The 13,033-nt window shown below is 67.3% G+C and carries 9 protein-coding genes; 3 read left to right on the top strand and 6 right to left on the bottom strand.

The window, feature by feature from the left end:
- Nucleotides 1–82: 82 nt before the first annotated feature.
- The 5 genes from ACX12D_RS05730 to ACX12D_RS05710 all read right to left on the bottom strand — a co-directional run bounded on the left by ACX12D_RS05730 (nt 83) and on the right by ACX12D_RS05710 (nt 5,915).
- Nucleotides 83–700, bottom strand: a complete 618-nt coding sequence (locus ACX12D_RS05730) for a DUF924 family protein (RefSeq protein WP_459373248.1) — start codon at nt 698–700, stop codon at nt 83–85.
- 38 nt (nt 701–738) lie between these two features.
- Nucleotides 739–1,176, bottom strand: coding sequence for a group II truncated hemoglobin (locus ACX12D_RS05725; RefSeq protein ID WP_459373247.1), 438 nt, complete (start codon nt 1,174–1,176; stop codon nt 739–741).
- A gap of 48 nt (nt 1,177–1,224) precedes the next feature.
- Nucleotides 1,225–3,840, bottom strand: coding sequence for an ABC transporter permease (locus ACX12D_RS05720; RefSeq protein ID WP_459373945.1), 2,616 nt, complete (start codon nt 3,838–3,840; stop codon nt 1,225–1,227).
- A gap of 251 nt (nt 3,841–4,091) precedes the next feature.
- Nucleotides 4,092–4,709 carry a DUF4126 domain-containing protein gene (locus tag ACX12D_RS05715; protein ID WP_441640633.1) on the bottom strand — a complete coding sequence of 206 codons (618 nt, stop codon included), beginning with the start codon at nt 4,707–4,709 and terminating at the stop codon, nt 4,092–4,094.
- 108 nt (nt 4,710–4,817) lie between these two features.
- Complete coding sequence (locus ACX12D_RS05710; protein WP_459373246.1) at nt 4,818–5,915, bottom strand: substrate-binding domain-containing protein; 1,098 nt, start codon at nt 5,913–5,915, stop codon at nt 4,818–4,820.
- A 142-nt stretch (nt 5,916–6,057) separates the two neighbouring features.
- Here ACX12D_RS05710 and ACX12D_RS05705 point away from each other — a divergent pair, with 142 nt between their 5' ends.
- Nucleotides 6,058–6,921, top strand: coding sequence for an ABC transporter substrate-binding protein (locus tag ACX12D_RS05705; protein WP_459373245.1), 864 nt, complete (start codon nt 6,058–6,060; stop codon nt 6,919–6,921).
- Between the two features lie 930 nt (nt 6,922–7,851).
- On the opposite strand, the gene ACX12D_RS05700 is transcribed toward ACX12D_RS05705, so the two are convergent.
- Nucleotides 7,852–8,802: a LysR substrate-binding domain-containing protein gene (locus ACX12D_RS05700; RefSeq protein ID WP_441641410.1), complete on the bottom strand. Its 951-nt coding sequence runs from the start codon at nt 8,800–8,802 to the stop codon at nt 7,852–7,854.
- Nucleotides 8,803–9,023: 221 nt separating this feature from the next.
- Between ACX12D_RS05700 and xdhA the strand changes: the two genes are divergently transcribed.
- Together xdhA and xdhB are read left to right on the top strand one after the other, a co-directional pair.
- Nucleotides 9,024–10,538 (top strand): xanthine dehydrogenase small subunit, encoded by a 1,515-nt coding sequence (gene xdhA, locus ACX12D_RS05695; RefSeq protein WP_459373244.1) that lies wholly within the window; start codon nt 9,024–9,026, stop codon nt 10,536–10,538.
- A 12-nt stretch (nt 10,539–10,550) separates the two neighbouring features.
- Complete coding sequence (gene xdhB, locus ACX12D_RS05690; protein ID WP_459373243.1) at nt 10,551–12,902, top strand: xanthine dehydrogenase molybdopterin binding subunit; 2,352 nt, start codon at nt 10,551–10,553, stop codon at nt 12,900–12,902.
- Nucleotides 12,903–13,033: the final 131 nt, after the last annotated feature.

The following is a 13,033-nucleotide window of genomic DNA, read 5'->3' as shown; positions in this document are numbered from 1 at the left end:
TGCTCCCCGTGGCGCGATAGCGATAGCGGCTGCGCTACGCTGGCCTGCTACGCCCCGGCCTCCTGCGTCCGGCGAGCCCGGCTCAGAACGACGAGCCGGGCTCCCGCAGGAAGGCGCTCTCCTGCGCCGTATCCCTGCGCCCCAATATGGCGTTGCGATGCGGGAAGCGCCCGAAACGCTCGATCACCGCGCGGTGCTTGAGCGCCCAGTCCACCACGTCCACCTCGCCCTGGCTTTGGTCGCGCAGCGCCGTCATCAGCTGCACGGCCGTGTTCTGGTCGGCTAGCGCTTCAGAATGCTCGAACGGCATGTAGCAGAACATGCGGTGGAATGCCGTGGGCAGCAGGCGGTCGTCGCCGCTCGCCACCATCTGCCGGGCTGTTGCCAGCGCCTGCGCATCGGAGGCAAAGCTGCGCGGGCCGTCGCGAAAGACATTGCGCGGCACCTGGTCGAGCAGCACGATGCGCGCGCAGGCGCATTCGGGGCTTTGCGCCCAGCTCGCGTTCGCGCCCGCGTGCGTGGCTTCCCACAGTGGCAGGAAGGCAGCGCGGACCGTGGCGTCGAAATCAGCGGACTTGGTGAACCACACCGAGCGTGTTGTGTTCCATGCCGGCGAGCCAGGCGTGCCGAACCAGAAATCGAGTACGCGCCGGGCGTCGGCAGGCAGGTCCGCGGCGGGGTTGGGATGCGCGTCAGCCATGAGGCCGGCATCCATGGCGGGTCAGGTGGCCTTGGCCATCAACGCGGCACATTGCGCATCCAGTCGGCGGTGCCGAAAAAGGCCTGCATCAGGCGCAATTGCAGGTCCTCGGGCAGGCCGACGTCCTGCATGGCCAGCGCCATGCAGCGCATCCACTGGTCGCGCTCGCTGGTGCCGATCTCGAACGGCATGTGGCGCGCGCGCAGGCGCGGGTGGCCAAAGCGCTCGATGAAGTGGTTGGGGCCGCCCAGCCAGCCGCACAGGAACCAGAACAGCTTGTCGCGCGAGCCGTCGAGCGAGGCGGGATGCAGCGCACGCAGGCCCTTGAACTCGGCCTCCAGATCCATCAGGTCATAGAAACGGTCAACCAGTTCGCGCACGCGCGCCTCGCCGCCGATCAGTGCATAGGCGGTGACTTCGGGGGCGGCATCGGATGCCGTGGATGCCGCATTTTCAGGCTTGGAATCGGTACTCATAAACACTCAGAGATGGTTCAGGCTTCAGGTGGTATCACGCTTCACGCTTCACTCGTCACGCAGCGTGGCCAGCGCGGGCTGCCGCAGCACCTCGCGCAAGCCCAGCCAGCCGCCCGCGAAAGCGCACAGCATGCCAGAAAGCACACCGGCCGGCACGATCCAGCCGTTGAAGCGGTAGGGGAAATCGAACACGAACTGCGACAAGCCCCAGCCCACCGCGATCGCGCCCAGGCTGGCCAGCAGGCCTGCCAGCCCGCCCACCACCAGGAACTCCGCGTACTGGGTCTGCCGCACCACCGCAGCGGAGGCGCCCAGCGCCTTGAGCAGCCCGGCATCGCGCTTGCGCTCGTCGCGCGCGCCGGACAGCGCCGCGTAGAGCACGGTGACGCCGGCCGCGAGCGTGAACACGAACAGGAACTCGACGGCGGCGATGACCTGGTCGAGCACGTCCTGGATCTGGCGCAGGATCATGTCGGTGTTGACCACCGTGATGTTCGGGAAAGCCGCCACCATGCGGTTGCCCAGCGCGGCTTGCGCGGGCGGCAGGTGGAAGGCGGTGATATAGGTTTGCGGCAAGCCTTGCATGGCCGAGGGCGGCAGGATGACGAAGAAATTGACCCGCATCGAGCCCCAGTCCAGCTTGCGCAGCGAGGTGACCGGCGCCTCCACCGACTGCCCCGCCACATCGAAGCGCAAGGTGTCCCCGAGGCGGATCCCCAGCGTCTTGGCGATGCCCTCCTCCACCGAGGCCCCGGCCCCGCCCTTCCCGGCGCCGAGCCAGTTGCCCGCCACCACGCGGTTGCCGGCCGGCAGCGCGTCGGTATAGGACAGGTTGAACTCGCGCTCGACCAGGTTGCGGGCGCGGCCATCGGCAAAGCGCTCGGCGCGCACCTGCTGGCCGGCGATATGCGTCAGGCGGCCGCGCACCATTGGGTACAGCAGGTCGGCGATGCCGGCGTGCTGCAGCATGCCGGTCAGCGGTGCGCGCTGGTCCGGCTGGATATTGATGACGAAGCGGTTGGGCGCGTCCGCCGGCGTGGCGTTGCGCCAGGAGGCGATCAGGTCGTTGCGGGTCATGCCGAGCAGCAGCAGCGCCATCAGGCCCACCGCCAGCGCCACCGTCTGCAGCACCGTCACGCCGCGGCGGCGCTCCAGCACCGCCAGCGCAAAGCGCCAGCCCACGCTGCCGCGCGCCAGGCGCCCGCCACGCATCAGCCGCGACAGCAGGCTTAGCAGGCCCAGGGCCAGCAGCGCGAACACGACGCCGGCGGCGACAAAGCCGCCCGCGGTGGTCAGCCCCAGCTTGAGATCACGCGCGGCCACCAGCAGCAGCGCCACGAAGGCGCCCAGGCCGAGCCCGTAGGCGACCCAGGTCGAGACCGGCGGCGCGCCGACGTCACGCCGCAGCACGCGCAGCGGCGGCACCCGGGTCAGCGCCAGCAGCGGCGGCAAGGCAAAACCCGCCAGCAGGACGACGCCAGCCAGCACCCCAACCACGGCCGGCAAGACGGAAGGCTGCGGCAGCGTCACCGTCAGCAGGTTACCCAGCGAGAGCAGCAGGCCGTAGTGCGCCAGGTAGCCGAGCGCCACGCCGGCCACCGCGCCGCCCACGCCCAGCAGCAGGAACTCCAGCCCGAAAGCCAGCAGGATCTCGCGGCGCGACAGGCCCATGCACTTGTAGACAGCGCAGGCATCGGTGTGGCGCTGCATGTAGCGGCGCGCCGACATGGCGATGGCTACCGCGGCGATCATCGACGACAGCACCGCCACCAGCGACAGGAAACGCTCGGCGCGGTCCAGCGTGGCGCGCATCTGCGGCTGGCCGGATTCCAGCGACTCGACCCGGGTGTTGCGCAGCGCGCGCTTGTCGATCTCGGCCTCGGCCCACTTCTGGTAGGCCTGCGCGGCGGCATCGGGGCCGGCCACGAGCAGGCGGTAGGAGACCCGGCTGCCCCAGCCCACCAGCCCCGTGGCGGCCAGGTCAGACAGCGGCAGCATCACGCGCGGTGCGAAATTCATGAAGCCGGCGCCGCGATCCAGTTCCTGCGTGAGGATGCGGTCGATGCGAAAGGCGCGGCTGCCCAGCTGGATGGTGTCGCCCATGGCGACACCAAGCGAGTCCAGCAAGGCCTCGTCCACCCAGACGGTCCCCTCGGCGGGAATGCCGGTGGCGGCGGCTTCCGGCGCCCCGGGCCCGGCCGCCACCTTGAGCTGCCCGCGCAGCGGATAGCCAGGGGCAACCGCCTTGAGCGCAGCCAGTTGCGAAAGTTGCGAAGGGGCATCGGCCTGAGCCCCGCTAGCCGCCCCTTGCCCTTGCGTTGTGGCGGCCTTGCCCGGCGCGTGCGCGCTCGCCATGCTCGGGAAGGTGACCGTCTGCGTGGTGGCCAGGCCCGCCTGCGCGGCGTGTCTGGCGAAGACGGCATCGAACGGCTGGTCGGACACGATCAGCACATCGGCCGCGATCATCTGGCGCGCGTCGCGCTCCAGCCCCAGGCGCATGCGGTCAGCCAGAAAGCCCACGCTGCTGAGCGCCGCCACGGCCAGCACCAGCGCGAACAGCAACAGGCTCAGCTCGCCGGCGCGCCAATCGCGCCGCGCCATGCGCAAAGCCTGGCGCCATGGCGAGAAGCGCGTCGGGCGGGCGCCGGACGATGCCAGGGCCATGGTGGTGGTTGCTGCGGTGGCTGCGGCTGCGGTGGCTGCTGCGGGAACGTGCTGGGAGGCGGGTTCTGAAGACATTGATCTCTTATCTCTAATCTCTTGTCCGTGCACATGCATGGTGGCGGCCAGCCGGGCAGGCCGCAGGCCGCAATTGACGCGGCGGCAGGACACCAGCGGGTGGATCCCGGCGCGCATCCGCCGGACCAGGGCCAGATTATGGCCGGATTGGGCAAAGCGAGGGTCGATCCCGCCACTCAGCGCCGGGGCTGACGCCCCGCCGGCGAGGCCGCCGGAGCACGCTTGGCCAACGCGTCACGCAAATGGCGCAAGCCGCGCCACAGCTTGGGCAGCAGCCACGCCGCCACCAGCAGCAGCACGGCCAGCACCACCAGGAACACCACGGGCAGGAAGAAAGCCAGCAGCAGCCCGCTGCTGGCGGCAACGTCCTCGCTCAGTGAGGCAGCCCAATTCGAAAACGGTTCCGGCGAGACGTTGATCAGGGCGCGGGTGCCAGCCTTGGCGGCATGGGCAGTGCCGGCCAGTGTGCCCCCGATCAGCCCGGCGGCGACCATCCATTGCGGATCGAGCTGCCCGAAGGCGGCGGCGGCCAGGATCGCGCCGGCGGGGATGCGGATAAAGGTCTGGATGCTGTCCCAGAAGGAATCGAAGCCCGGCACCTTGTCAGCCACGAATTCGGCCAGGGCCAGCACCGCGGCCAGCGCGATCACCCACCACGATTCCAGCGCCTGCAGGCCGGGCGGCAGGTGCAGCCAGCCCAGGCGGCCCAGTGCGCCAGCCGTGAACACGGCCAGGTAAAGGCGGAATCCGCTGGTCCAGGACAAGCCCGCGGCCAACGCGGCCGTTTCTAGCATGGCGCTCCTTGCTGGGTCTGTCTGGCGGGCATGCAGCCCCGCCTATACAACCAGTGTAATACGCGCGCGCTCAAACAGCCGGGTTCCCACCCTCCCCCACGGCCGGCGTCAGCCGCCTTCCTTGCCGTCGGGGCCATACCAGGGAAGTGCCTCCTGCGGCGTCAGGATGCCATCGGGCTCGGCCATGGCGTAGCCGGGAAGCGCCTCGATGCGGCGCCGGAAGGCCGGGTCGGCCAGATGCGCAAGCAAGCCATGCGCCCAGGGCGTGATCTGGTCATTCTTGCGCAGCGCCAGGAAGTAGGCCTCGCGCGTCAGCGGCACAAAGGCCAGCCCATGGGCCTCGGCATTCATGCGCAGGCCGAACCCCACCTCGGCATGGCCGGCGTGCACCGCTTCCGCCACCTTCTCGTTGCTGAACTCGGGGGTTTCGTAGCCGACGATCTGGTCCGGGAAGAGCCCCTCGGTGGCCAGCAACTGGTCGAACAGCATGCGCGTGCCGGAACTGCGCTGGCGGTTGACGAAGCGGGCGCGGGTACGGGCCAGGTCGCGCAGGCCGTGGATCTCGCCCGCGAGCTCGCGCGCGACGATCAGGCCCTGCTCGCGCCAGGCCAGCCGGATCAAGCGCACGGCGGCCGGACGCAGCCATTTGCGCAGCGTCACGTGGGCCACGGAGCCAGCCTTCTGGATCGGCGAGACGTAGAAGCCAGCCAGCTCGGACTGCCGCTCCTGCAGGCAGATCAGGCCCTCCACGCTGCCGCAGAACACGGTGTCGAGCTGCAGGCCGCCCGGCGCGTCGTGCAGCGCCCCCGCCAGGACCTCCATGGCCGGATCATGGCTGCCGGAGAAGCGGATGCGGGTCTGCGGCTGGGCCGCGTCGTCCAGGTCCGCCAGGAAATCGATCATGGCCTTCTGCACGACCGGGTCGATCGAATCGCGCAAGCGCCCCTCCGCACGCAGCAAGCGCTCGCCAAACAGCGTCAGCGACGCCCCCCGGCCACGCTCCATGTCGAGCATGCTGCGCCCAAGCATCTCCTCCCAAGACCGCATCACGCCCCAGGCGTGCCGGTACGACAACCCGATCTCGCGCGCCGCGCGATGCAGGGAACCCGTCTCGCGCACAGCCTTGAGCAGTTGGAACACCTTGCCGTTGGAGCGAGGATTGTCGTCCGCGGCGACTACCGGGAACAGGTCAAAGCGAAATGTCATATGAAACGCTTTTCATATTTACTTTAGAGATGTGGTTCACCGAGAATACAAAACGCTGATTTCCACGTATTTTTCCGCATTCTCACCGATCTCATGAGTTTGTGGCAATTGTGTTTCTGAAAACATAAGGCAAGGAGAATCCATGCAAGCGGTCGGCAAGCAAGGCCTTTTACGCCATATTTCGAACCGCACCGCGTGCGCTATCGGACTGGCTTGCCTGGTTGGCGTGGCCGGCGCCACCGGCGCCACCAGCGCCTTCGCCGGCGAACTCAAGCTGGCCACGACCACCAGCACGGAGAACTCCGGCCTGCTGAAATTCCTGCTGCCCAGGTTCGAGCAAAAGAGCGGCGTCACCGTCAAAGTGATCGCCGTGGGCTCGGGCAAGGCGATGAAGATGGGCGAGATGGGCGACGTCGATGTGCTGCTGGTGCACGCCCGCAAGATGGAAGACAAATTCATGGCGGCGGGCTACGGCGTCAACCGCCGCGACGTCATGTACAACGACTTCATCGTGGTTGGCCCGGCCAGCGACCCGGCCAGGCTAAAAGGCGGCAAGGACGTGCTGGCCGGCTTCAGGAAGATCGCCGCCGGCGGCACCAAGTTCATCTCGCGCGGGGATAACTCCGGGACCGACGTGATGGAGAAGGACTACTGGAAACAGGCGGGGATCGAGCCCAAGGGGCAACCGTGGTACGTGAATGCCGGGCTGGGGATGGGCGAGGTGCTGACCATGGCCGCGCAGATGCCGGGCTATACGTTGTCTGATCGGGCCACTTATGGCGCGTACCGTGCCAAGACCGGATTGGCGATCCTGCTGGAGGGCGATCCCAGGATGTTCAATCCGTATGGCGTGATTGCCGTGAATCCGGCCAAGCATCCTGGTACCAATTACGCGGATGCGATGAAGCTGGTGGAGTGGATTACGTCTAAGGATGGGCAGGATACGATTGCGGCTTATAGGGTGGAAGGGGAGCAGTTGTTTTTTCCTAGTTTTAAGGGGAAGTGAGGGGGTGTTTGTCTATGCGCAAGGGCAGAACCGTTGGCTCTTGTTCACGCTTTGGATTTGATTTTTCGGTGTTGGTTTTTGGACCCAAGAGCCATACGACATCCCCCTGCGGGGGCTGCCGGTCACTCTTCTTTGCGTCGGCAAAGAAGACTAACGAGAAGAAAGCCGACCCTGCCGGGCGCAGAGCAATAAGGCTTTCAAGTGTCGGTGGTTGCGTCGTACGGCCCGGAGTGTTGGCTGGCGAATCCTACCGGCCCAAAGGACATCTAACTTGCATGACCCATGGGTTACGTCGTGCAGCCCCTGACCTCGCTTGCGGTGACCATTCCCACATCTGCCGTTCGCGGGGCGAAGTGCTGCGCCATTTCAGGTGTGACTGGTTTCGTGGTTTTGTCTCGGAGGACGAGCGCGGTGAGGTGCGAGCGCGACCCTCGCGAACGGGCCACGGTGCCCACCACGAAACCAGAGGGGGGTGACAGCGAGGTGCCGCTCGGGCCGGTACGGCAGGGCATCAAATACCCCGGTGCCAGCCGCCAGAGACAAAACCACGAAACCACCAAAGCAGGCAGGATCGTGGTGCTACGCACCGCGAACGGCAGATGCCCGAACGCTCACCGCGCAAAGCGATCAGGGGCACCACCACGTAACCCATGGGTCATGCAGTTGTGATGCCCTTCGGGCCGGTAAGGCACGCCAGCCAACACTCCGGGCCGTACGACGCAACCACCGCCCCACATAAGCCTGATTGCTCTGCCCCCGGCAGGGCGGCTTTCTTTTCGTTAGTTTTCTTTGCCGGTCAAAGAAAAGTGACCGGCAGCCCCCGCAGGGGGATGTCGTATGGCACTTGGGTCCAAAAACCAACGCCGCACAAAGAAAACCCAACCAAGGCAACAAGAGCCAACGGTTCTACCCTTGCCCCTCCCCCAATAATCACTCCTCCCCCACCCTCCCCAAAACCGGCAATACCGGCAACTCCCCCGCCACCTCCGCAATCATCCTCCGCATCCACATCACATCCGGCGCAGCATGACACCGCTCATGCCACAGCTGATAAAACCGCATCCGCGGAAACGCCACTGGCGACGGCACCATCTTCAGCGGCAGGTACTGCGCATAATGCGCGGCAAACTGCCGCCCAGTGGTGAACACCATATCGGTCTTCATCAACACATACGGCACCAGCCCGAAATACGGCAACGTGACCTGGATATTGCGCTTGTACCCCTGCTCGGCCAGCGCCTGGTCGATCATGCTGCGCTGCATCGAGGCATAAGGCGCCGGCGCCAGGTGCGGCATCTCCAGGTAGTGCTTGAGGGTCAGCCCCTTGCGCGCCAGCGGATGCTGCGCCCCCAGCATGCACACCACCTCATCGTCGAACAGCGGCGAAATATGCAGATGTTCCGGTGGCGACAGCCAGTTGCCGACCACGATGTCGAGCTGCCCTTGTTCCAGGCTGTCGAGGAAGTCGCTCGATGACGTCATCGGGTGCACGAACAGCTTGGCGCCGGGCGCCAGCCGGCGCACGCGCTCGACGATGTTGGGCAGGAAGAAGGCGTCCAGGTAGTCCGGCGCGCCCAGGTGGAAGGTACGGGTAGTGGTGGCCGGGTCGAAATGCTGGGGCGGCCGGGCGATGCGGTCCATGGCCGCCAGGCTCTGTTCGGCCAGCTGCAGCAGCTCGCGGCCGCGTTCGGTCGGCACCATGCCGCTCTTGCCGCGCACGAGGATGGCATCCCCCGTGATTTCCCTTAGCCGCTTGAGCGTATTGCTGATGGCAGGCTGCGACTGGCCGAGGCGGACCGCGGTGCGGGTCACGCTCTGCTCGGTGAGCAGGGTGTGCAGCACCCGCAGCAAATAGGTGTCGAGATGGTCGCGTCCGTGCATGGCGAGGGGGCGCCTGGCGCGCTTCGCGGCCGGTGGCGTGGGGAATGGGAACGGCGCATAGTGTATGTCAGGCACCCCGTCATTGGTCAAATCCGGTGGCCGCCGCCCTCGCCGGCCGCCTGAACGCTCTCCCCGCTTGATGGGGCATATCACCTGGGCCGAATATTGCATCATCGGCGTCAGTGCTATGTTTGGCCCCATCCACAAAGAGAGAAGACACCATGGAGACGCAAACCATCCGCTTTTACCACCGGGGCAAGGTCACGGAGGTCGCAGACGCCCCCGTTACCCGCACCGTGCTGCAGTACCTGCGCGAGGACGCGCGCTGCACGGGCACCAAGGAGGGCTGCGCCGAAGGCGATTGCGGGGCATGCACCGTGGTGCTGGGCGAACTGGGCGAGAACGGCCAGGTCGAGTTCAAGGCGGTCAATTCCTGTATCCAGTTCCTGCCCACGCTGGACGGCCGCGCGCTGATCACCGTGGAAGACCTGCGCCAGGCCGACGGCGCGCTGCACCCGGTGCAGCAGGCGATGGTGGAGTGCCATGGCTCCCAGTGCGGTTTCTGCACCCCCGGCTTCGTGATGTCGCTGTGGGCGCTGTACCAGCAAAAGTCCGAGGACGCCGGCACCGGCCGCGCCCCGGCGCGCGAGGCCATCTGCGACGCCCTGACCGGCAACCTGTGCCGCTGCACCGGCTACCGCCCCATCATCGAAGCCGGCCAGCGCATGATGGCGCTGCCGGCGCCGCAGGCCAGCAAGCTGGACCCGCGCCAGATCGCCGACACGCTGCGCGCGCTGCAGCGCGACGACACCTTCCACTACAGCGCCGAAGGCCAGCACTTCTACGCGCCCCGCACCGCCTCGGCCTTTGCCGCCATCAAGGCCGCCGAGCCCGGCGTGCGCATCCTGGCCGGCAGCACCGACGTGGGGCTGTGGGTGACCAAGCAGTTCCGCGAACTGGGCAACCTGCTGTACGTGGGCCAGGTGGCTGACCTGAACGGCATCCGCGAAATCGATGGCGCCCTGGAAATCGGCGCGGCGGTCTCGCTGGAGCGCGCCTACGCCGCGCTTAACGACAGCCATCCCGAGCTGGAGGAATTGTGGAAGCGTTTCGCTTCCCTGCCGATCCGCAATGCCGGCACGCTGGGCGGCAATATCGCCAACGGCTCGCCGATCGGAGACTCCATGCCCGCGCTGATCGCGCTTGGCACCGAAGTGGTGCTGCAGCGCGCAGACGTGCGCCGCGCCATGCCGCTGGAGGATCTCTACCTGGCCTACCAGAAGACCGCCATGGCCGAAGGCGAGTTCGTCGCCGCGCTGCGCGTGCCGCTGACGGGCCCTCAGCACATGCGCACCTATAAATTGTCGAAGCGTTTCGACGAGGACATTTCCGCGGTGTGCGCCGCCTTTGCACTGACCATCGAGGATGGCACGATCCGGCATGCGCGCGTGGCCTTTGGCGGCATGGCGGCCACGCCCAAGCGCGGCGCGCACGCCGAAGCCGCGCTGCTTGGCCAGCCCTGGACGGAAGCCACCGCCCGCGCCGCCATGAGCGCGCTGGCGCAGGATTTCACCCCGTTGTCCGACATGCGCGCCACCGCCGCTTACCGCAGCCGGGGCGCCGCCAACCTGCTGTACCGCTTCTGGCTGGAAACGCGCGCCGACGCGCTGCCCGCCGCCGCCGTCAATGTCCGCGCCATCGGCGCGGGCGCGGCCATCGCTACCGCTACCGCGTAAGGAGAGATCGGCATGAACAAGCAAACCGAACCCTTCCTGCTCGACACCGCGAGCGAAACCAGGACCGCCATTTCGACGCCGCAGGTGGGCGTCTCGCGCCCGCACGAATCGGCCCACCTGCACGTGGCCGGCACGGCCACCTACACCGACGACATCCCCGAACTGGCAGGCACGCTGCATGCCGCGCTCGGCATGAGCACGCGCGCCCATGCCCGCGTCAGGTCGATCTCGCTCGACAAGGTGCGCGCCGCGCCGGGCGTGGTGGCGGTGCTGACCGCCGAGGACATTCCCGCCGCCAACGAATGCGGCCCGATCATCCACGACGACCCGATCCTGGCCAATGGCCTGGTCCAGTTCATCGGCCAGCCGATCTTCGTGGTGGTGGCCACCTCGCACGATGCCGCGCGCCGCGCCGCGCGCCTGGGTGCGATCGAGTATGAAGACCTGGCGCCGGTGCTGTCGCCCGAGGCAGCGCACCAGGCCGGCAGCTATGTGCTGCCGCCGATGCACCTCACGCGCGGCGAGCCGGCCAGCCATATCGCCGCCGCCGCGCATCGGGACAAGGGCAACATCCGCCTGGGCGGCCAGGAGCAGTTCTACCTGGAAGGCCAGATCGCTTACGCCGCGCCCAAGGAAAACGACGGCATGCACGTGTGGTGCTCGACCCAGCATCCCACCGAAATGCAGCATGCGGTGGCGCATATGCTGGGCTGGCACGCGCACCAGGTGCTGGTGGAGTGCCGCCGCATGGGCGGCGGCTTCGGCGGCAAGGAATCGCAATCGGCGATGTTCGCCTGCTGCGCCGCGCTGGCTGCCTGGAAACTGCTGTGCCCGGTCAAGCTGCGTCCGGACCGCGATGACGACATGATGATCACCGGCAAGCGCCACGACTTCGTCTTCGACTACGAAGTCGGCCACGATGCCGATGGCCGCCTCGACGGCGTGTCGGTGGAAATGGTGTCGCGCGCTGGCTTCTCGGCCGACCTGTCCGGCCCGGTGATGACCCGCGCCATCTGCCACTTCGACAACGCCTACTGGCTGCCGAACGTGCAGATCGACGGTTACTGCGGCAAGACCAACACGCAGAGCAACACCGCCTTCCGCGGCTTCGGCGGCCCGCAGGGTGCCTTTGCCATGGAGTACATCCTCGACAACGTGGCACGCACCGTGGGCCGCGATGCGCTCGACGTGCGCCGCGCCAACCTGTACGGCAAGACCGAGCGCAACGTCACGCCTTACGGCCAGACCGTGGAAGACAACGTCATCCACGAACTGCTCGACGAGCTCGAAGCAACCAGCGCCTACCGCGCGCGCCGCGAAGCCACGCGCGCGTTCAACGCAACCAGCCCGGTGCTGAAGAAGGGCATCGCCATCACCCCGGTGAAGTTCGGCATTTCCTTCAACGTGGCCCACTTCAACCAGGCCGGCGCGCTGGTGCACGTGTACAACGACGGCTCGGTGCTGGTGAACCACGGCGGCACCGAGATGGGCCAGGGCCTGAACACCAAGGTCGCGATGGTGGTGGCGCATGAGCTTGGCATCCGGCTCGAACGCGTGCGCGTGACCGCGACCGATACCAGCAAGGTGGCCAACACCTCGGCCACGGCCGCCTCCACCGGCACCGACCTGAACGGCAAGGCCGCGCAGGACGCCGCGCGGCAGATCCGCGAGCGCCTGGCCGCATTTGCCGCGCGCCAGGCTGGCGTGGATGCGCACAGCGTGCAGTTCGGCGACGACCTGGTGGTCGCGGGCGAACTGCGCCTGGACTTCAGCGACCTGGCGCGGCAAGCCTATGTGGCGCGGGTGCAGCTGTGGTCCGATGGTTTCTACACCACGCCCAAGCTGTACTGGGACCAGTCGAAGCTGCAAGGGCGGCCGTTCTATTACTTCGCCTATGGCGCGGCATGCTCGGAAGTGCTGGTGGACACGCTCACCGGCGAATGGCGCCTGCTGCGCGCCGACGTGCTGCACGACGCCGGCCGCTCGCTCAACCCGGCCATCGACATCGGCCAGGTAGAGGGTGGGTTTATCCAGGGCATGGGCTGGCTGACCACCGAGGAACTGTGGTGGAACAAGGACGGCAAGCTGATGACGCATGCGCCCTCCACCTACAAGATCCCGACCGTCAACGACTGCCCGGAAGACTTCCACGTGCGGCTGTTCGAGAACGACAACGCGGAAGACAGCATCCATCGTTCCAAGGCCGTGGGCGAGCCGCCGCTGCTGCTGCCGTTCTCGGTGTTCTTCGCGATCCGCGACGCGGTGGCCAGCGTGGGGGACTACAAGGTGAACCCGCCGCTGGTGGCGCCCGCGACGAGCGAGGCAATCCTGGATGCGGTGGACGCGGTGCGGCTGGTGCAGTAGGAGACAGCGCCGTGCAGATGCGCCCGCCCTCTCCCCCACCCCTCTCCCGCAAGCGGGAGAGGGGAGAACACAGAAGGTCCGCTTGCTTCGACGCCTCAGTCGATGCTTGCCCGGCCAACGGTTCGCTCCCC

This window comes from Cupriavidus sp. PET2-C1 (assembly GCF_054515855.1).
The sequence above is the reverse complement of the archived record's forward strand: the minus strand, read 5'-3'. Positions and strand labels throughout refer to the sequence as shown.

What these genes read in the sequence shown, in the direction of transcription:
- ACX12D_RS05730 (WP_459373248.1), bottom strand. Translation starts at nt 700, where the DNA reads ATGGCTGACGCGCATCCCAACCCCGCCGCGGACCTGCCTGCCGACGCC.
- ACX12D_RS05725 (WP_459373247.1), bottom strand. Translation starts at nt 1,176, where the DNA reads ATGAGTACCGATTCCAAGCCTGAAAATGCGGCATCCACGGCATCCGAT.
- ACX12D_RS05720 (WP_459373945.1), bottom strand. Translation starts at nt 3,840, where the DNA reads ATGGCCCTGGCATCGTCCGGCGCCCGCCCGACGCGCTTCTCGCCATGG.
- ACX12D_RS05715 (WP_441640633.1), bottom strand. Translation starts at nt 4,709, where the DNA reads ATGCTAGAAACGGCCGCGTTGGCCGCGGGCTTGTCCTGGACCAGCGGA.
- ACX12D_RS05710 (WP_459373246.1), bottom strand. Translation starts at nt 5,915, where the DNA reads ATGACATTTCGCTTTGACCTGTTCCCGGTAGTCGCCGCGGACGACAAT.
- ACX12D_RS05705 (WP_459373245.1), top strand. Translation starts at nt 6,058, where the DNA reads ATGCAAGCGGTCGGCAAGCAAGGCCTTTTACGCCATATTTCGAACCGC.
- ACX12D_RS05700 (WP_441641410.1), bottom strand. Translation starts at nt 8,802, where the DNA reads ATGCACGGACGCGACCATCTCGACACCTATTTGCTGCGGGTGCTGCAC.
- xdhA (WP_459373244.1), top strand. Translation starts at nt 9,024, where the DNA reads ATGGAGACGCAAACCATCCGCTTTTACCACCGGGGCAAGGTCACGGAG.
- xdhB (WP_459373243.1), top strand. Translation starts at nt 10,551, where the DNA reads ATGAACAAGCAAACCGAACCCTTCCTGCTCGACACCGCGAGCGAAACC.